Origin of the sequence: Citrobacter sp. B72 (genome assembly GCF_016894305.1) — a bacterium.
GTDB lineage: Bacteria > Pseudomonadota > Gammaproteobacteria > Enterobacterales > Enterobacteriaceae > Citrobacter > Citrobacter portucalensis.
In genome coordinates this window covers 4768937-4789089 of sequence record NZ_CP069801.1, presented here as the reverse complement: position 1 = coordinate 4789089, position 20153 = coordinate 4768937, and the positions used below count along the sequence as shown (strand labels likewise).

At 52.7% G+C, this 20153-nt stretch carries 15 protein-coding genes and 1 pseudogene; 9 read left to right on the top strand and 7 right to left on the bottom strand.

Going from position 1 to position 20153, the window contains the following annotated elements:
- Positions 1-6 precede the first annotated feature (6 nt).
- Positions 7-1165: pseudogene (locus JQN59_RS22895) on the bottom strand (cytoplasmic protein).
- A gap of 133 nt (positions 1166-1298) precedes the next feature.
- Between JQN59_RS22895 and JQN59_RS22890 the strand changes: the two are divergent.
- Positions 1299-2855 (top strand): bifunctional metallophosphatase/5'-nucleotidase, encoded by a 1557-nt coding sequence (locus JQN59_RS22890; protein WP_149607386.1) that lies wholly within the window; start codon positions 1299-1301, stop codon positions 2853-2855.
- Between the two features lie 38 nt (positions 2856-2893).
- Here JQN59_RS22890 and JQN59_RS22885 read toward each other — a convergent pair whose 3' ends face one another.
- Positions 2894-3271: a carboxymuconolactone decarboxylase family protein gene (locus JQN59_RS22885; RefSeq protein ID WP_071444517.1), complete on the bottom strand. Its 378-nt coding sequence runs from the start codon at positions 3269-3271 to the stop codon at positions 2894-2896.
- Positions 3272-3360: 89 nt separating this feature from the next.
- On the opposite strand from JQN59_RS22885, the gene JQN59_RS22880 reads away from it, so the two are divergent.
- The 3 genes from JQN59_RS22880 to katG all read left to right on the top strand — a co-directional run bounded on the left by JQN59_RS22880 (position 3361) and on the right by katG (position 7662).
- Complete coding sequence (locus JQN59_RS22880; protein WP_149607387.1) at positions 3361-4269, top strand: LysR family transcriptional regulator; 909 nt, start codon at positions 3361-3363, stop codon at positions 4267-4269.
- A gap of 157 nt (positions 4270-4426) precedes the next feature.
- Positions 4427-5314: a methylenetetrahydrofolate reductase gene (metF, locus tag JQN59_RS22875; protein WP_008787045.1), complete on the top strand. Its 888-nt coding sequence runs from the start codon at positions 4427-4429 to the stop codon at positions 5312-5314.
- 167 nt (positions 5315-5481) lie between these two features.
- Complete coding sequence (katG, locus tag JQN59_RS22870) at positions 5482-7662, top strand: catalase/peroxidase HPI (protein WP_149607388.1); 2181 nt, start codon at positions 5482-5484, stop codon at positions 7660-7662.
- An 86-nt stretch (positions 7663-7748) separates the two neighbouring features.
- Here the strand turns inward: katG and gldA are convergent, their stop codons facing one another.
- From gldA to ptsP, 3 genes are read right to left on the bottom strand one after another with little or no spacing between them, the layout of a single operon-like run.
- Positions 7749-8852 (bottom strand): bifunctional L-1,2-propanediol dehydrogenase/glycerol dehydrogenase, encoded by a 1104-nt coding sequence (gene gldA, locus JQN59_RS22865; protein WP_149607389.1) that lies wholly within the window; start codon positions 8850-8852, stop codon positions 7749-7751.
- Between the two features lie 12 nt (positions 8853-8864).
- Positions 8865-9527 (bottom strand): fructose-6-phosphate aldolase, encoded by a 663-nt coding sequence (gene fsa, locus JQN59_RS22860; RefSeq protein ID WP_003825157.1) that lies wholly within the window; start codon positions 9525-9527, stop codon positions 8865-8867.
- A 15-nt stretch (positions 9528-9542) separates the two neighbouring features.
- Positions 9543-12044 carry a phosphoenolpyruvate--protein phosphotransferase gene (ptsP, locus tag JQN59_RS22855; protein ID WP_149607394.1) on the bottom strand — a complete coding sequence of 834 codons (2502 nt, stop codon included), beginning with the start codon at positions 12042-12044 and terminating at the stop codon, positions 9543-9545.
- A gap of 308 nt (positions 12045-12352) precedes the next feature.
- On the opposite strand from ptsP, the gene JQN59_RS22850 reads away from it, so the two are divergent.
- The 5 genes from JQN59_RS22850 (at position 12353) to JQN59_RS22830 (ending at position 17368) form a co-directional block, all read left to right on the top strand.
- Positions 12353-13432 (top strand): PTS fructose transporter subunit EIIC, encoded by a 1080-nt coding sequence (locus tag JQN59_RS22850; protein WP_003825153.1) that lies wholly within the window; start codon positions 12353-12355, stop codon positions 13430-13432.
- Between the two features lie 14 nt (positions 13433-13446).
- The gene (locus JQN59_RS22845) at positions 13447-13767 is read left to right on the top strand and encodes a PTS fructose-like transporter subunit IIB (RefSeq protein ID WP_003825151.1); all 321 of its coding nucleotides are present in this window, start codon (positions 13447-13449) and stop codon (positions 13765-13767) included.
- Positions 13768-13868: 101 nt separating this feature from the next.
- Positions 13869-16166, top strand: coding sequence for a formate C-acetyltransferase (locus JQN59_RS22840; protein WP_032945638.1), 2298 nt, complete (start codon positions 13869-13871; stop codon positions 16164-16166).
- The gene (locus JQN59_RS22835; protein WP_149607390.1) at positions 16132-17010 is read left to right on the top strand and encodes a [formate-C-acetyltransferase]-activating enzyme; all 879 of its coding nucleotides are present in this window, start codon (positions 16132-16134) and stop codon (positions 17008-17010) included. The genes JQN59_RS22840 and JQN59_RS22835 overlap by 35 nt, the downstream gene beginning before the upstream one ends.
- 1 nt (position 17011) lies before the next feature.
- Entirely contained in the window at positions 17012-17368 is a 357-nt protein-coding gene (locus JQN59_RS22830; RefSeq protein WP_048215171.1) for a PTS fructose-like transporter subunit IIB, read from the top strand.
- On the opposite strand, the gene JQN59_RS22825 is transcribed toward JQN59_RS22830, so the two are convergent.
- Positions 17355-18215, bottom strand: a complete 861-nt coding sequence (locus JQN59_RS22825; RefSeq protein ID WP_048215170.1) for a helix-turn-helix transcriptional regulator — start codon at positions 18213-18215, stop codon at positions 17355-17357. The two genes, JQN59_RS22830 and JQN59_RS22825, sit on opposite strands and share 14 nt — an antisense overlap.
- A 147-nt stretch (positions 18216-18362) precedes the next feature.
- Positions 18363-20096: a phosphoethanolamine transferase CptA gene (locus JQN59_RS22820; RefSeq protein ID WP_079935055.1), complete on the bottom strand. Its 1734-nt coding sequence runs from the start codon at positions 20094-20096 to the stop codon at positions 18363-18365.
- Positions 20097-20153 lie beyond the last annotated feature (57 nt).

Here is a 20153-nt window from a genome sequence, read left to right as displayed (position 1 = left end):
CATATTTCATGAATCGTAGGCCCGGTAAGCGGCAGCGCCACCGGGCAAATCGTGCTGGGTGATCAGGGCGTTGTATTGATCTACCAGCGTCCTTATCGTCTGAAATACCGAATGGGCGGAGTAGCGGGGGCTTTGCTGAAATTCCGTCTGCTGCCGCAACCAGGCGAGAAAATGATGGCTTGCCGCCAGAGTTTTTGACGCGCCTTCTTCAACACGCCCCTGCGTTAACAAACACACCATTTTACGCGTATCGCCTCGTTGCCAGATTTGCCACTCATTTTGCCACCATCCCTGATAGGTTTTACCCAGCAATTGCCAGGGCAGCGTGCGCTTATCGTTATTCATTTCTTCATCAATAAACCACAGCGAGGCGCGATGATGGCGAAACTGTTCCGACCATGCGGTAATCGCTGCGCCGCGCAGGAAGCATTCGTGGGCAATAATATGGTTTTTTACCTCTGGCCACAGATGGCTCAGCAGGCGGAAATGCCCATGGGCAGTAATGACCGGGCGTAAAATCGCGCCGCTGGCGTTCCGTTTGAGTATGGCGCTGCCGTACTGAATTTCGTCAAACTGGCTGCGGCGTAAAAACTGTGTTTCCCGCTGGCTGACTCGCTCAACGATATCGTCATGAATGACTGTTGGCTCAGCGCTGCCGCGCCAGCGGTAAAGCAATGATGCGTCGGCAGTGTGCGGCGTGTAGTTGCTGGAAATATGCAGGACAATGCCGCGAATAGCGTCAAAAGAGAGTAATACATAGAGTTGCTGGCCTGCACTCACACCCTGAAAAGGGACGGTCAGGGGGACTGTCGCTATTTGTTCTGGCGGAAGTGGGCTGCGGGTGCTTTGGTGTCCAGACCTTTTTGCAGCTCCGGCACTGAACGCGTTGGCTGCCCTGGGGATTATGTCCATAGCGGATGGTTTCCTGCTGATAACAACGTGGGCAAAAATGACCGCTTTGGGCTGCAAAATCCGTTAAATATGCCGACAACCAGCTACGGAACTGTTCCTCATTAAACAGCGGGGGATAGCTGCCGCATGCCCGACAATGCAGTGCGGCATAACCCAGCCGATATTCTGGCCAGCTGTAATCTGCTGAGCTCGCCAGCCCCAGATTTTGGCAGCCATAGGACTTGCAGCAATTGATGGTGAACAGTGAGGTCATCGTATTACCAACGATTTTTAATAGTCGTTGATTTTGGCCCGCAACTATCACCGATGGATGTGAGTCTTCTCACATAAAAAAACCTTTCAGAACGTAACGTAGCGATTCTTTATATAACTGAAAGGGATTGATTATGAAGTTAAAAATGCTTGCTGTCGGTGTTCTGGTATCTTTGCCGCTCTGGGCGAGTGCCAAAGACGTTACGATTATCTATACCAACGATCTCCATGCCCATGTCGAACCTTATAAAGTCCCATGGATTGCTAATGGCTCACGTGACATTGGCGGTTGGGCTAATATCACGACGATGGTGAAGCAGGAGAAAGCGAAAAATAGCGCCACCTGGTTTTTTGATGCCGGTGATTATTTTACCGGGCCGTATATCAGCAGCCTGACCAAGGGTAAGGCGATTATCGATATCATGAACACCATGAATTTTGATGCTGTCACCATGGGTAATCATGAGTTCGACCACGGCTGGGATAACACGCTGCTCCAGTTAAGCCAGGCGAATTTCCCCATTGTGCAGGGCAACATCTTTTATCAGAACAGCAGCAAAATGTTCTGGGATAAGCCTTACACCATTATTGAAAAAGACGGTGTGAAGATTGGCGTGATTGGTCTGCACGGTGTGTTTGCTTTTGATGATACGGTTTCCGCTGCGACGCGCATTGGCATTGAGGCGCGGGATGAAGTGAAGTGGTTGCAACGCTATATCGATGAGCTTAAAGGCAAAGTTGATCTCACCGTGGCACTCATCCACGAAGGCACGCCAGCACGTCAGTCCAGTCTGGGGGGCACCGATGTGCGCCGTGCGCTGGATAAAGATATCCAGACCGCAGGCCAGGTGCAGGGGCTGGATATCCTGATCACCGGTCATGCGCATGTGGGCACGCCGGAGCCGATTAAAGTCGGTAACACCCTGGTTCTGTCTACCGACAGCGGCGGTATTGATGTGGGTAAACTGGTGTTGGATTACCAGCAAAAACCGCATCAATTTACCGTTAAGAACTTCGAACTGAAGACCATTTTTGCTGATGAATGGCAGCCAGACCCGCAAACGAAACAGGTCATTGATGGCTGGAATAAAAAGCTCGATAAAGTGGTACAACAAACGGTAGCCAACTCTCCGGTTGAGCTGACGCGTGCTTACGGTGAATCTTCTTCCCTGGGAAATCTGGCGGCAGATGCATTGCTGGCTGCGGCGGGTAAAGATACCCAGTTAGCACTCACTAACTCGGGCGGCATCCGGAATGAAATCCCGGCAGGTGCTATCACGATGGGTGCCGTCATTAGCACCTTCCCGTTCCCGAACGAGCTGGCAACCATGGATCTCACCGGGAAGCAGTTACGTAGCCTGATGGAGCACGGCGCGGGTTTAAGCAACGGCGTATTGCAGGTGTCCAAAGGACTGGAGATGAAGTATGACAGCAGCAAACCGGTTGGTCAGCGGGTCACCGTATTGACGCTTAACGGTAAGCCAATTGAGGACGCTGTGGTTTATCACATTGCCACCAATAGCTTCCTGGCAGACGGCGGTGATGGTTTTACGGCATTCACCGCAGGTAAAGCGCGTAACACATCCGGCGGTTACTATGTCTCTAATGCTGTCGTTGATTATTTCAAAGCGGGAAATACGCTGACGGATGAGCAACTCAAAGGCATGCGTGTGGAAGATGTGAAACCGTAGTGAGGTCAGGCCAGCAGATATTCCGCTGGCCTGTTTTTTTAGCCTTTGTGGGAGGCAAACACCTCTTTTGCGGCGAACAAGCCGTTGAGTGCCGCGGGGAAGCCAGCATATACGGCCATCTGCATAATCACTTCAATGATCTCATCCTGCGTTAAACCCACGTGTAATGCCGCGCCAATATGCACTTTCAACTGCGGTGCGGCGTTACCCAGCGCAGTTAATGCCGCGACGGTAGCGATTTCTCTACTGCGTAAATCCAGCTCCGGCCTTGAATAGATGTCGCCAAAAGGAAATTCAATCAGGTATTGGGCGAAGTCTGGCGCAATATCCTGCAGACTTTCGACGACCGCATCGCCCCCTTTACCATCCACTTTTTGCAACATCTCCTGACCGGTAATAAAGCGTTCTGAAGGCATCATTCCTTCCTCTTTCGTGTGGTTTGTAGTGTGAGGATAGGGCGTGCGGAATGATTGGGATAATACCGTTTCCGTGATACCTTTTCGGTATGACAACATCGTCTTTGCACTCTCTGGACATTCGCCTGCTGCGTTACTTTTCCGTAGTAGCGGAAGAGAACAATATGAGCCGGGCGGCGCAGCGCTTGTTTATGTCGCAGCCGCCGCTGAGTCGCCACATTCGCCAGCTTGAAGAACGCCTGGGAGTGACGCTTTTTGTCCGTCATACCCGTGGTTTGACGCTGACGGAAGATGGTCTGCGCGTACTTGAAATCGTACGCCCGCTATTGGCGCTACAGGATAAAACCTGGGCGGCGCTGGGTCAGTTAGCGAAAACGGGGGAGCAATCTCTGCGCTTAGGGCTAAGTACGGCGTTTGAGCAGGGTGTCTTTACGGCGCTTGAGTCCCGGCTTAATATGCGCGTACAGAAGCTACATATTGTCCGGCATGGTTCGCCTGAACTGGCGCGCCAGGTGCGTCGGGGAAAACTGGATGCCGCTCTGGTGGCACTACCGCTTGAAACTTCGGGGCTTAGCGTCACGCCGCTTGGCTGGCAAGAATCGATGATTGCCGCCTTACCCGCGCAGTGGGCAGAAGCGACGCTGTCGTCACTCTCATTAACCGCGCTGAACCACCGGCCACTGTTCTGGTTTAAACGCGAACGGAACCCTGCCTTTTTTGATTACACTCGACACATTTTTCGTCGTGCGGGTTACTCGCCTGCCTGTATTGAAGAGCCGCTGGAACATGACGTGCTGCTGGCGCGGATCGCGCAGGGTGACGGTCTGAGCCTGATTCCGGCCTCCTTTTCGGCTATCCAGCGTCAGGGCGTGACCTTTCTTCCGCTTACCGATACCGAATTACGTATTAGTACGGGGTTGCTGATGCTGCCTGAGAACGTAACAAAATTAGCATGGCTGCAGACGGTTGTGACGCAATCCCTCATCATTTCAGGCTGATGTGAATTTTTTTCACGTTGGCTGAGTATTCCTCACCTTTAACGATGATTTTTGTGTTGACGCCAGCATGCTTTTCCGTCATTTTTACATCTAGACGTCTAAACGTATAGCAGTTCACAACACAACATATAACGACAAAAGATTGATGAGGTAAGGTATGAGCTTTTTTCACGCCAACCAGCGGGAAGCGCTGAATCAGAGTCTGGCCGAAGTACAGGGGCAGATTAACGTTTCTTTCGAATTTTTCCCGCCGCGCACCAGTGAAATGGAGCAAACCCTGTGGAACTCTATCGATCGCCTGAGCAGCCTGAAGCCGAAGTTTGTTTCAGTCACCTACGGTGCAAACTCTGGTGAGCGCGACCGCACGCACAGCATTATTAAAGGCATTAAGGATCGCACTGGCCTTGAAGCGGCTCCGCACCTGACCTGTATTGATGCAACCCGCGATGAGCTGCGCACCATTGCTCAGGACTACTGGAATAACGGTATTCGTCATATTGTTGCTCTGCGCGGTGACCTGCCGCCGGGAAGCGGTAAACCGGATATGTATGCCTCTGACCTGGTGACTCTGCTGAAAGACGTTGCGGACTTTGATATCTCCGTTGCGGCTTACCCGGAAGTACACCCAGAAGCGAAGAGCGCTCAGGCCGATTTGCTGAACCTGAAGCGTAAGGTTGATGCCGGTGCAAACCGCGCCATTACTCAGTTCTTCTTCGATGTAGAAAGCTATCTGCGCTTTCGCGATCGCTGTGTGTCTGCGGGAATCGATGTGGAAATTATTCCGGGTATCCTGCCAGTCTCTAACTTTAAGCAGGCGAAAAAATTTGCCGATATGACCAATGTTCGTATCCCTTCCTGGATGTCGACCATGTTTGATGGTCTGGATGATGATGCGGAAACCCGCAAGCTGGTAGGTGCAAACATCGCTATGGACATGGTGAAAATCCTCAGTCGCGAAGGGGTGAAAGATTTTCACTTCTATACCCTTAACCGTGCCGAGATGAGCTACGCAATTTGTCACACGCTGGGAGTAAGACCAGCATAATTAGTGCCTCAGCCCTCTTCGGAGGGTTTTTTATTGATCATTTTGATCTACATCTCTGTAACTTTAAATATAAAAGGAATGAGCTATCGAATCTGTGGGTTTTTTCGACTATATCTTATCTCTGGTGGTGTATATCGTAGTCAGAACACTGTAAAGGGAGCATATAGATGAGCATGTCCGACGATAGCCAGAACGCATCAACTGCCGGTAAGTGTCCTTTTCATCAGGGCGGGCCGGATCACAGCGCGGGAGCAGGAACGAACAACCGCGACTGGTGGCCCAATCAACTCCGTGTAGATCTTTTAAACCAACATTCCAACCGTTCTAACCCGCTGGGTGAGGACTTCGACTACCGCAAAGAATTTAGCAAACTCGACTACTCTGCCCTGAAAGGGGATCTCAGAGCCCTTCTGTCCGAATCTCAACCGTGGTGGCCCGCTGACTGGGGAACCTATGCCGGATTATTTATCCGCATGGCATGGCACGGTGCAGGGACCTATCGCTCCATCGATGGACGCGGTGGCGCGGGTCGCGGACAGCAGCGTTTTGCACCACTGAACTCCTGGCCGGACAACGTCAGCCTGGATAAAGCGCGTCGTCTGCTGTGGCCAATCAAGCAGAAATATGGCCAGAAAATTTCCTGGGCCGACCTGTTTATCCTTGCGGGTAACGTGGCGCTGGAAAACTCAGGCTTCCGTACCTTCGGCTTTGGTGCCGGTCGTGAAGACGTCTGGGAACCGGATCTCGACGTAAACTGGGGTGATGAAAAAGCCTGGCTGACCCACCGTCATCCGGAAGAACTGGCAAAAGCGCCGCTGGGCGCAACCGAAATGGGCCTTATCTATGTGAACCCGGAAGGGCCGGACCATAGCGGCGAACCGCTCTCTGCGGCAGCGGCTATTCGCGCGACCTTCGGTAACATGGGCATGGACGACGAAGAAACCGTAGCGCTGATTGGCGGCGGTCATACGTTGGGCAAAACTCACGGTGCAGCGCCGGCTTCGCACGTTGGGGCCGATCCAGAATCCGCACCAATTGAAGCGCAGGGTCTGGGCTGGGCCAGCAGCTACGGCAGTGGCGCGGGTGCAGACGCAATTACTTCCGGTCTGGAAGTGGTCTGGACGCAGACGCCGACCCAATGGAGCAACTATTTCTTCGAGAACCTGTTCAAATATGAATGGGTACAAACCCGCAGTCCGGCAGGTGCTATTCAATTTGAAGCGGTTGACGCACCGGAAATTATCCCCGATCCGTTCGATCCGTCGAAAAAACGTAAGCCAACAATGTTGGTTACCGACCTGACGCTGCGTTTCGATCCGGAGTTCGAGAAGATCTCCCGTCGTTTCCTGAACGATCCGCAGGCCTTCAACGAAGCATTTGCCCGCGCATGGTTTAAGCTGACGCACCGTGATATGGGGCCAAAAGCACGTTACATCGGACCGGAAGTGCCAAAAGAAGATCTGATTTGGCAAGACCCGCTGCCGCATGCGTTCTTTAACCCAAGCGAAGAAGATATCCTGAAACTGAAGGCGACCATTGCTGCTTCCGGGTTGTCCGTGGGCGAGCTGGTGTCAGTGGCGTGGGCTTCTGCATCAACGTTCCGCGGTGGGGATAAACGTGGCGGCGCTAACGGTGCGCGTCTGGCGCTGGACCCACAGCGTGGCTGGGATGTGAATGCTACCGCGGCACGCGTACTGCCTGTGCTGGAAGGCATTTATAAGTCAGCCCATACCGCTTCGTTAGCCGATATTATCGTGCTGGCCGGTGTTGTCGGTATAGAGCAGGCGGCTAGCGCTGCGGGTGTCAGCATTAAAGTACCTTTTGCGCCGGGCCGCGTGGATGCGCGTCAGGACCAAACGGATATTGAGATGTTTGAACTGCTTGAGCCGATCGCCGATGGCTTCCGTAACTACCGCTCCCGTCCTGACGTATCGACCACCGAGTCGTTGCTGATTGATAAAGCGCAGCAGCTGACGCTGACCGCACCGGAAATGACCGTGCTGGTGGGCGGTATGCGCGTACTGGGCACCAACTTCGACGGCAGCCAGCATGGCGTCTTTACCGATCGTCCTGGCGTGCTCAGCACTGACTTCTTCGTCAATCTGCTGGATATGCGCCATGAGTGGAAGGCGGTTGATGAGTCAAAAGAGCTGTTCGAAGGTCGTGACCGTCTGAGCGGTGAAGTGAAATACACGGCAACCCGCGCCGATCTGGTGTTCGGTTCTAACTCCGTACTGCGCGCAGTGGCTGAAGTTTATGCCTGCAGCGATGCTCACGAGAAGTTCGTGAGAGATTTCGTTGCCGCATGGGTGAAAGTGATGAACCTGGATCGTTTCGATCTGCTGTAACAGATAATGCCGGATGTCGCTTGTGCGTATCCGGCATAGTATGAATAAAAAAATCCCCGCGATTGCGGGGATTTTTTATTGGCAGGTTATTCCCACTCTTGCAGGTAACGTTGACCGTACTGGTCAGCCACCAGCAGGGCGGCATACACCTGGTCCGGAGTTGCGCCGCCAGGCATGTTGTGGATGGTTTCGCCTTCTGCACAGGCTGCCTCAGCCACAATGCGCATTTTCGCCGGGATATCCTGTTTGATGTCCAGTTGCGCCAGGGTAATCGGCAGGCCAACGGAATGACACAGCGCGGCAACGGTTTCAATTTCATCAACTGGCGCGTTTTCCAGCACCAGCTGCGTCAGCGTACCGAAAGCCACTTTCTCGCCGTGGTAGTAGTGATGCGCATCCGGGATTGCGGTCAGACCGTTATGAATGGCGTGAGCAGCTGCCAGACCACCGCTTTCAAAACCGACACCGCTCAGATAGGTGTTGGCTTCAATAACGCGCTCCAGTGCTGGTGTAACCACGTGCTGCTCTGCTGCCAGCATCGCTTTTTCACCTTCTTCGATCAGCGTATTAAAGCACAGCTCAGCGAGCGCCAGCGCCGCCTGAGTACACTGACCACCCGCCATGGTGGTTGCGCCGCTGCGTGAACAGGCACGCGCTTCGAACCAGGTTGCCAGCGCATCGCCAATACCCGCAGCTAACAGACGCGCCGGTGCACCCGCAACAATTTTGGTATCCACAATGACCCTGTCCGGGTTATTGGGCAGCAGCAGATAGCGATCGAATTCACCCGCATCGGTGTAAATGACGGACAGCGCGCTGCACGGCGCATCGGTAGAGGCGATGGTTGGGGCAATGGCGACAGGCACGGCCATAAAGTGCGCCAGCGCTTTGGCAGTATCCAGCGTTTTCCCGCCGCCAATACCAAGTACTGCGCCACACTGCGCTTTTTCCGCTACGCCGCGCAGACGGTCGATTTCGTTTTGTGAACATTCGCCGCCAAACGGTGCAATTTCCAGCGCCAGTCCGGCATCCTGAAAGCTTTTTTCCAGTGCGTCCTGGGCAAAGCCTAAGACAAACTTGTCCCCAACGACCAGCCAGCGTTCTGCCAGTGGTTTGAGGTAGCTGCCAAGACGGGTAATAACATCGGCACCCTGGATGTACTTACCAGGTGATTGAATAATGCGATCCATACTTTATTTCCCTCACAGGTTGATGTGACCAAATGCGTTGTTCCAGTCCTGCTCAAACTTCTCTATTGCTGACTCTACCGCAGGGGTATTGAGCATTTGTTGCGCTACGTCTAATGGCAGGGTGATAGCTTCACATCCTGCCAGTAAGCAATCCAGCGCCTGACGCGGGGTTTTAAAGCTGGCTGCCAGTACCATGCTGTTTGGCGCATGCAGCTCCAGTAACGTTTGCAGTTCCTGTACTGTGCGAATCCCGTCGCCGCCCTGTGCGTCGATACGGTTAACGTAAGGCGCGATATATTTAGCTCCTGCCAGCGCAGCCAGTAGCCCCTGAGATGCACTGTATACGGCGGTTCCCAGCGTGGTGATACCCTCTTTTTTCAGCATCTTAATCGCGGCCAGACCTTCGGATGTCACCGGGATTTTCACTACCAGACCAGGCACCGCGTTGCTCAGGCGTTTGGCTTCTTCCACCATGCCCTGTGCGTCTCGGCTCATGGTTTGGGCAAACAAAATACCCTCTTCGCCGATGGCGTTTTGCAGGCGTGGCAGTACATCCCAGATAGATTCTTTGCTTGCCGCCACAATGCTTGGGTTGGTGGTAACACCCGCGATAGGGAAGATGCGTGCCAGACGTTCAACTTCCGCGACGTTGGCGGTATCAAGGTAAAGTTCCATACAAAAACATCCTCTTTAAAGTTCAAGTTCATGTTGCAACAGGCTGGCGATAGCGTCGGCTGAGGCGGCACTAACCAGCGCGTTACGGAATTCTTCATGCATAATGCGGCGCGCCAGACGCGAGAAAATACGCATATGCTGATCGCCTGCGGCATGTTTGTTGAGCGTCAGCATAATAATGAACTGTGCATCATCATCACCCCAACGTACCGGCGCTTGCAGGTGAGCTACGCTGATGGTGGACTGCTCAATATGTTCGGATTTGCTGTGTGGAATGGCGAAGCTAAAACCTAATCCGGTAGAGAAGACGGCTTCGCGTGCCCACAGGTCTGCTTCCAGTTTACGTGGATAGCGACAACGGCCTGCCAGCAGGAGGTTGTCGGTCATCCCTTTGATGACCTCTTCTTTACTGCGCCAGTCGCTGTCCAGTGTGATGCATTCGGCGGTAACCAGAGGCGTATCCTGTTGGGTCATGCGGAACTGGGCCAGCAGATGTTCGACCTCCAGCGAGGTTCGACAAGCCATCGCTTGATTCAGCAATTGACGGCAGGCACGGCTGTCGAGTTGCGCCATCCGCGCTTTGGCGGCGGGAATGGAGGGAGCGCTCATACTGATCTCGTCCAGACCCAGTCCCACCAGCAATGGCAGCACCGAACCTTTGGCACCCAGTTCGCCGCACAGGCCAATCCATTTCCCCTGCCGATGTACTGCCTGTACGGCGTAATCCAGCGCGCGCAGGAAAGCCGGATTCAGGCTGTTGTAGTGGCGGGTAACTTTGGCGTTGTCGCGGTCGACCGCCAGCAGGTATTGCGTCAGGTCATTGCTACCAATACTAAAGAAATCAATCTCTTCACAGCATTGGTCAATGATGAACATCACAGACGGAACCTCCAGCATAATACCGAGCTGGATCTTCTCATCAAACGGAATGTGTTCACTTCGCAGTTGCTGCTTGGCTTCTGCCAGTTTCTCTTTGACCCACAGGATCTCTTCCATCGAGGAGATCATTGGGATCATGATTTTCAGGCTACCGTGCGCTGAGGCGCGCAGGATCGATCGCAGTTGCGTAGTAAACAACGTGGCATATTCTTCATAAATACGCACCGCGCGATAACCGAGAAATGGGTTGGTCTCAGCAGGAATATTCAGATAATCAACGGGTTTATCACCGCCGATATCCATGGTGCGTACAATAATGCTGCGTCCCTTTGCGGGTTCCAGCGCCTGGCAGAAAATGTTGTATAGCTCGTTCTCATCCGGGGCGCAGGTACGGTCCATATACAGCATTTCCGTACGGAACAGGCCAACCGCTTCCGCACCGTTACTAAAAGCTGCTTGTGCTTCCACGGAGTGGGCGATGTTGGCGGCGACTTCCATACGGATGCCATCAGCCGTGCGTGCCTCCTGGGTCAGCCAGATACGTTGCTGTTCCCGAATGGCATCCTGGATACGGGCTTCTTGCTGATAATAACGTACGATGGATTCATCAGGGGCAACGACGACTGCTCCTGCGTTACCATCAATATAAACCGTTTGCTGTAGCCATGGCATCAAAGATTCAATATCTACGCCAACCAGCGTAGGGATGTTGAATGACCGGGCGAGAATCACCGTGTGTGACGTAGTACCACCGCTTTTTAACAGCAAGCCTTTCAGCAATGTTTTGTCCAGTTCGAGGAACTGGCTCGGTGTTAGCTCATCCGCCATGCAAACCGTAGGCTGGGTCAGTTTTCCCGGTGCAGGGAAGCGCTGTTCCCCATAAATTTGCTGCAGAAGCTGGAAGCAAACATCGCGTACATCCAGTGCACGCTCCTGTAAATAACTGCTGCTTGAACGGGCGAATTCATCACAAAAATGTCCGGCACTTTCGACAACCGCCTGGGCGCAGCTTAACCCGCGTGATACGCCAGCGAGCAGGTGCTGGCGCAGTGAGAGGTCGCTTGCCAGCGAGCGGTGTGCTTCCAGAATCGCACTGGTAGCGCCGTCGCTGTCGAGTAATCGAAACTCAATATTTTTCATCAACAGCGTTAAACCGTTATCCAGTGCCGCTTGCTCGGTTTCAATATCTTGAGCGGATGGAAGGTTACTGAGCGCGTTAAGATCCAGCGAAGAAAGCAGACTCAGAACGCCTCCTGCGCTGCCGCTGCAGACGGTGCGAGCGCGGAAAAGCTGTGGATTTAAATGGGTGAGCGATGCCGGAAGTGGCTCCAGCTCGTTGTTTTTGGCTTCCGCTAGCGGTGCATCGCAGTGCGGAAATTCATTTCGTAACCATTGGCTCAGATGCTGGTGGGCTGCCTGTTCATCTGTACCGGAAATCAGCAACTGGCAGCTATCACCCGCCAGAGTATCGGTGCCAATCAACGATAGTGCGCTCTTAGCGTTGCCCTTACGTTCGGTACGCAGGTTGTGCCACTCAATGTGTGAGGTAAAGGTGTTGCACTGCGTTTCTATGTGGCTTGCCGGGCGTGCATGTACGCCATTGGGTAGCTCACAGGTAAATTCCACAATCAGGGCCATAGCCTCATCTCCCATAACGATTTCTCGCTACAGGATAAAAGGGCAACGCCTGAGCCTGCCATGTGACAAATCTGCCAAAAACTGGATAAATGTAATGTAACTATCAAAGTGAGATATCCCTCACAAGTCAGCGTATCCACTATAAATTCCGAGAAACTGCAAGTTATGAGGCGGATCGCATTTTTGTACTGATATTACAAAAGTCCAGCAAATGGCCTTTTTATCCACTGTTTGCGTCGCGTCAGATTGCCTATTGTTTTCCGCAACAAGTTTATGGATATGGGCTTTAGGCAGCCCGGGAGCGACTTATGAAAGAGTTGGTACAAATCCTGAAAAATACTCGTCAGCACCTGATGACCGGTGTTTCGCATATGATCCCCTTCGTCGTAGCGGGCGGTATTTTGCTGGCTGTCTCCGTCATGCTGTATGGCAAAGGCGCGGTACCGGATGCTGCGACCGATCCTAATCTTAAAAAGCTGTTTGATATTGGCGTCGCCGGGTTGACTTTGATGGTGCCATTTCTTGCTGCTTATATCGGCTATTCCATCGCTGAACGTTCTGCTCTGGCCCCTTGTGCGATTGGCGCATGGGTGGGAAACAGCTTCGGTGCAGGTTTCTTTGGCGCATTAATTGCTGGGATTATTGGCGGTATCGTTGTCCATTATCTGAAGAAGATCCCCGTACATAAGGTGTTGCGTTCGGTAATGCCTATCTTCGTTATTCCCATCGTCGGCACTTTTATCACCGCAGGTATCATGATGTGGGGGCTGGGGGAGCCTGTTGGCGCGTTAACTACTAGCCTGACCGAGTGGCTGCAGGGTATGCAGCAGGGCAGCATTGTGCTGCTGGCGGTAATTATGGGACTGATGTTGGCCTTCGATATGGGAGGGCCAATTAACAAAGTTGCCTACGCCTTCATGCTGATTTGCGTGGCGCAGGGGGTTTATACCGTCGTGGCAATCGCCGCAGTAGGGATCTGCGTACCGCCGCTGGGTTTAGGTTTAGCGACGCTGATTGGTCGTAAGAATTTCTCTTCTGAAGAACGCGAAGCCGGTAAAGCTGCGCTGGTAATGGGCTGCGTTGGCGTAACGGAAGGCGCGATTCCGTTTGCTGCAGCCGATCCGCTGCGTGTCATTCCATCGATTATGGTGGGTTCCGCCTGTGGCACGGTAACCGCCGCCCTGTTTGGTGCGCAGTGTTATGCCGGCTGGGGCGGACTGATTGTTCTGCCTGTAGTGGAAGGAAAACTGGGTTATATCGCGGCGGTTGCCGTTGGTGCTGTAGTGACCGCCGTGTGCGTTAACGTACTGAAAAGTCTGGCGCGGAAAAAAGTGTCTCAGGTCGATCAGAAAGAAGATGACCTGGATTTAGATTTTGAAATGAATTAAGTGAGGAATGAGTCATGACCAAGATTATCGCAGTAACCGCATGTCCTTCTGGCGTTGCCCACACCTATATGGCAGCCGAAGCGCTGGAAAGCGCCGCTAAAGCTAAAGGTTGGCAAGTAAAGGTTGAGACTCAGGGTTCGATCGGTCTGGAAAACGAACTGACCGCGGCGGATGTGGCGGAAGCCGACATGGTCATTCTGACCAAGGACATTGGTATTAAATTTGAAGAACGTTTTGCGGGCAAAACTATCGTTCGCGTCAATATCAGCGATGCAGTGAAACGTGCCGACGCCATCATGAACAAGATTGGCGCGCATCTGGCGCAAACCGCTTAACCGTTTGTTTGCCGGATGGCGGCTTCGCCTTATCCGGCCTACAGATGCGTAGGCCTGATAAGCGTAGCGCCATCAGGCAACTATTCCCGCAGGAGTTCCTCATGACGAACCGTATCCAACGTTTAAAAACCGCTCTGTTTCAGAACAACCGTGAAATTTCGCTTGAACGTGCGCTGTTATATACCGCCAGCCACCAGCAGACGGAGGGAGAGCCGGTTATTCTGCGTCGGGCGAAAGCCACCGCATATATTCTTGAGCACGTTGAGATTTCGATTCGTGATGAGGAACTGATTGCCGGAAACCGTACTGTTAAACCACGTGCGGGCATTATGTCACCGGAAATGGATCCTTACTGGCTGCTTAAAGAGCTGGAGCAGTTTCCAACCCGTCCGCAGGACCGTTTTGACATCAGCGAAGAGGATAAACATCTCTATCGCGATGTGCTGTATCCGTACTGGGAAAAGCGGTCGATGAAAGATTTCATCAACGGTCAGATGACCGATGAGGTTAAAGCTGCCGTCAGTACCCAGATTTTTAGCATTAACCAGACTGACAAAGGTCAGGGACATATCATTATTGATTATCCACGCCTGTTGAATCATGGGCTTGGCGAACTGGTAGCGCAGATGCGAGCGCATTGTCTGCAGCAGCCGGAGAATCACTTTTATCAGGCTGCGCTGCTGCTGCTTGAGGCTTCGCAAAACCATATTCTGCGTTACGCTATGCTGGCAGAGAAGATGGCGGAAAGCTGCCCGGATGCGCAGCGACGCCAGGAATTACTGACGATTGCTGAAAACTCTCGGCATAACGCCCAAAGCAAGCCGCAAACCTTCTGGCAGGCATGTCAGCTGTTCTGGTACATGAACATTATTTTGCAATATGAATCCAACGCCAGTTCTCTTTCACTTGGACGCTTCGACCAGTATATGCTGCCGTTTTATCAGGCTTCGCTGACGCAGGGGGAAGACCCAGCATTCTTACAAGAGATCCTCGAATCCCTGTGGGTGAAATGTAATGACATCGTACTGCTGCGATCCACCAGTAGTGCGCGCTATTTCGCTGGCTTCCCAACAGGCTACACCGCGCTACTGGGGGGATTGACGGAGAATGGTCGTAGTGCGGTAAATGTATTGTCTTTCCTCTGTCTTGATGCGTATCAGAACGTACAGCTACCACAACCAAACCTCGGTGTGCGCACGAATGCGTTGATCGATACACCGTTCCTGATGAAAACAGCACAGACCATTCGTCTTGGTACCGGCATCCCGCAAATCTTTAACGATGAAGTGGTGGTGCCCGCGTTTCTTAATCGCGGTGTTTCGCTGGAAGATGCGCGGGATTACGCGGTAGTAGGCTGTGTCGAGCTGTCTATTCCAGGCAGAACATACGGTTTGCACGATATCGCTATGTTTAATCTGCTGAAAGTGATGGAAATTTGTCTGCATGAGAACGAAGGCAACCGCACTCTGACGTACGACGATCTCCTGGCGCATATTCGTGCCAAAATCAGCCACTACATCACGTTGATGGTGGAGGGCAGTAATATCTGCGATATCGGTCACCGCGACTGGGCGCCGGTGCCGCTGCTCTCCTCGTTTATTAGCGACTGTCTGGATAAAGGGTGCGATATTACCGACGGCGGTGCGCGTTATAACTTCTCCGGCGTACAGGGGATCGGTATTGCAAACCTGAGCGATTCGCTGCATGCGCTCAATGGGCTGGTATTCGAACAACAGCGCTTATCTTTTGATGAACTTTTGTCGGTGCTAAAAGATAACTTTGCTACCCCGGAAGGCGAGAAAGTTCGCGCCAGGCTGATCAATCGCTTCGAAAAATACGGCAACGATATCGATGATGTAGATAACATTAGCGCCGAACTGCTACGTCATTACTGCAAAGAGGTAGAGAAATACCAGAATCCGCGCGGCGGGCAATTTACGCCGGGTTCGTATACCGTCTCTGCACACGTGCCGCTAGGTTCGGTCGTTGGGGCAACACCGGATGGCCGCTTAGCCGGGGAGCAACTGGCAGATGGGGGGCTGTCGCCGATGCTGGGACAGGATATGCAAGGACCGACGGCGGTATTGAAGTCGGTCAGCAAGCTGGATAACACACTGCTTTCCAATGGGACGTTGCTGAACGTGAAGTTTACGCCAGCCACACTGGAAGGTGAGGCCGGTTTACGCAAGCTGGCGGATTTTCTGCGGGCATTTACCCAGCTCAAACTCCAGCATATCCAGTTTAACGTGGTGAATGCCGACACATTGCGCGAAGCGCAGCAGCGCCCGCAGGATTTCACCGGGCTGGTGGTGCGCGTGGCGGGTTACAGCGCCTTCTTTGTCGAGTTGTCGAAGGAGATCCAGGATGACATTATTCGACGCACCGCGCATCAACTGTGAGGTAATTGACCCACGAGGCGAGGAAGTCGCGCGTATATTCAACATTCAGCGTTACTCACTGAATGATGGGCAGGGTATTCGTACGGTCGTCTTTTTTAAAGGCTGTCCGCATACCTGCCCTTGGTGTGCTAACCCGGAATCACTCTCGCCACGTATTGAAACGGTACGGCGGGAGAGTAAATGTCTGCACTGTACACCCTGTCTGCGTGATGCCGACGAGTGTCCCTCTGGGGCATTTGAACGTATTGGTCGTGATATCACGTTGGACGATCTGGAACGTGAAGTGATGAAAGATGATATTTTCTTTCGCTCTTCTGGTGGGGGGGTAACGCTTTCCGGCGGTGAAGTGCTGATGCAAGCGCCCTTTGCCACACGGTTCCTGCAACGTCTGCGGCGCTGGGATGTGCGCTGTGCAATTGAAACGGCTGGCGATGCGCCGGCCGGTCGCTTGTTATCGCTGGCAAAAGAGTGTGATGAGGTGTTGTTCGACCTCAAAATAATGGATGGAGATCTGGCTCGTGAGGTCATCAACATGAACCTACCGCGTGTACTGGCGAATTTACGGCTATTGGTGGAGGAAGGGGTTAATGTCATACCTCGCCTGCCGCTGATTCCGGGCTTTACGATGAATTCAGATAACACGCAGCATGTGTTGACGATGTTGTCATCACTAGGCATAAAACAGGTACACCTGCTACCGTTTCATCAATATGGCGAGCCCAAATACAGCCTGCTCGGTTTGCCCTGGTTGATGAAAGAAGTGCCCGTACCGACGGCGCAAGAGGTGGATATTATACGTAAGATGGCAGAATGCGCCGGATTTCAGGTAACAGTAGGAGGATAGTATGACCATCGCACCTGTACGATATCTGGTTGCTGTCACCGCGTGCGTAAGCGGCGTGGCCCATACCTATATGGCAGCTGAGCGGCTGGAGAAACTCTGCCAGCAGGAAAAATGGAGCATCAAGATCGAAACTCAAGGGGCATTGGGAACCGAAAATCGCCTGATGGAAGAGGATATTAACCGCGCTGATGTGGTGTTGCTCATTACTGATATTGAACTGGCAGGGGCAGAGCGTTTTACGCAGAGCCGATACGTTCAGTCGGGCATTAGCGCATTTCTGCGTGAGCCGCAGCGGGTGATGAGCGCCGTACGAAAGCTGCTTTCAGCGCCACAGCACACACATCTTACTCTGGATTAGCTTCTTTCTCCGTCAATTGGCTGTGGTACTGCCGACGGTATTCTGATGGTGAACGTTCGGTATTTTTGCGAAACAGGCGGCAGAAGTAGTTGCTGTCAACAAACCCACAAATGTGCGCCACCTCTTTAATCTTCAATTCGTAACCCTTCAACAGCGTTTTTGCGTGTTCCAGTCGCGTGTGGTTCAGGTATTCGTTAAACCCGATAGCGCCCGTTTTTTGAAAAAGGTGGGAAAGATAATTGGGTGAGATGTAGAACGCCTGCGCGACGGATTCTCGGGTGAGCGGTGAAGCGTAGCGTTCGTCAATATAGTTGCGAATGGCTTCGAAAAGCGCCTGGCTGCGTGATGCGGTTTGGATCTGGCTGCCGAGCAGATCGCGGCAGTGGCTCAGTAAGCTTGCAACGATTAGCCTGGCGGTTTGCTGCTCCTGCGGCTGCATCTGCATTTCATTGAGCGTTTGCAGCAGGAATGAGCCAACACGCGGTCCACGCCGCGCAACGTGCTGGCGGGTAAGGTTTTGATATTGCTTACCGTCCCACTGAACGATGCTAAAACCCAGTTGCTGTTTGCCAAATAAGATACTGAGCGTGGTCACCGGTGTGAGCCACTGTGGAAAGTTCCAGCCACCAGCCGGAACGAACAAGGCATCGCAAGGCTGTAACGTCGCGGATGCGCCAGCAACACCGTTATCGGTGAATTCACCTTCCAGCACAATCTCCAGTCGGGGAAAATCGACCTGATACGCCAGTTCCGGCGTTGAGCTACTGGTGCTGGCAAAGTAAATCTGCCGCAGCGGTGTGGGGCCGTTGATCAGGCGAGAGAGCAGGTGGCTGATGTCGTGATACATGTTAATCCCTTGCAGGCAGCAGACAGGGAAACAGTAACGTTGAAAACAATCGCCCTCAAGTGATTATTGCCGGATGCGCTACGCTTATCCGGCCTACAAGTCTTTGCGAGCTGTAGGCCGGATAAGCGTAGCGCATCCGGCAGACTGTTACTGATTACCGATTTGATCGCCGTAAGGCAGGGTATCGTAATCAATCAGGGCATTCTTTTTGTACGGGTTGCCAATCCAGCGGGTAGTCTCTTTGAACTGCGGGCTGGTAATGGCACGAGTTGGATCGAAACCATCATAGGTGAAGCCCGCTAAATCAGACCAGGTGTGGATAAGCTCTGAGCTGCTGTATTTACGATTAACATCCTGTGAGAAGTCACGCGGGTGTGCGGCCTGCCATTTTTCCGAGGTCCACAGCAGGAACGGCACCGTATACATATGGCGCGTTGGGTTGTCTTCATTACGACCCTGCGTTTTATGCGGCGGCGTATCGTATACCTCTTCCCCATGATCGGAGAAGTACAGCAGGAAGCCGTTCGGATCGGTCGCTTTATAGTCTTTGATCAGACTGGCAATGATATGGTCATTGTAAACATTCGCGCTGTCGTAATCGTTGTAAGCTTCCAGCTCATCGTTACTCAGGCCAGCGGGCACATTGTCGATATTATTGTCGAACTTACCCTGACCATCCGGGTAACGGAATTTGTACTTAATGTGCGTACCCAGCAGGTGAACGATGATGAACTTTTTCGGTGCAGGGTCAGCCAGTACTTCTTTAAACGGCGCCAGCACGTTGCTGTCATATTCGCGCGCACTTTGGGTACGCTGCTGGTTCATATAGAACTGTTTATCCGTCTGCTTAGAGAACACCGTCAGCATGGTGTTGCGGGCGGTCATCGTCTGCTGATTGGTGATCCAGAAGGTTTTATAACCTGCCTGTTTCATCATGTTCATCAGGGACGGCTGAGTCAGATACAGATCCGGGTTCTTCTCGTTGGCAAAGGTCAGCGCCTGCTGCAGGATTTCAATGGTGTACGGACGTGAGGTCACGACATTATTGAACACGGTGAAGTTAGGATCGGATTTATGCAGCGCATCCAGTTCAGGCGTTGTTTCGCGTGGGTAACCGTACAGGCTCATGCGGCCACGTTGCGTTGACTCGCCAATCACCAGTACCAGCGTACGCGGCGCATCACCGGAGTTGTCTTTAAAGTTGGCCAGCGGCGGCAGGGCATTGTTCTCATTCAGCAGGCTATTCAGCGCGGTCAACTGCTGACGATACTGATAATACCCGGAGATGAACTGCCACGGTGCGGCAGGCTCCATGCGTGAAGCGAGACCATCCAACGTTTTTTCAAACGGCTTATGTTTGATAAATGTGTTCACTGTCATCGGATGCAGAATCAATCCGTATAACAGTGCAAACGACACCAGATAGCGCCAGGGTGATGGAATATGCACAGGACGCAGACGTGTCCATAGCAGAATTGCCACAGCTGTATAGGCCAGCGCAATTAAGACAATCTTCAGGCTGAAATATTGGCTCAGATATTCGCTGGCTTCGTTCGCATTGGTTTCAAACATTACGTACAGAACGCTTTGCGAGAACTCTTGCCCGTAGATGACGTAATAGCTCAGAGCAGCCAGCGAGGCCGCCCATAACACCACGCCTATCACTGCAGCAATAATGCGGATACGGTTTGGAAATAAGAATACCGGAATCAACCACAGCGAACTAAACAGCAAGGAGTCGCGTAAACCGGTAGATCCGCTGTAGCCACTAAAATAGATAACGGCCTGCAGTAATGAGGAAAAAAACCAAAAATAGAGGAGCGCCCAACCCAGGGCTTTCCAGCTAAAGGCGGGTTTAGACTGGAGTTGTAAGGATTGCATAATGTGAGCCTGTCTTTAATCGTAGCGCCAAGAGTAGCGACTAAACATTAAGAGGAA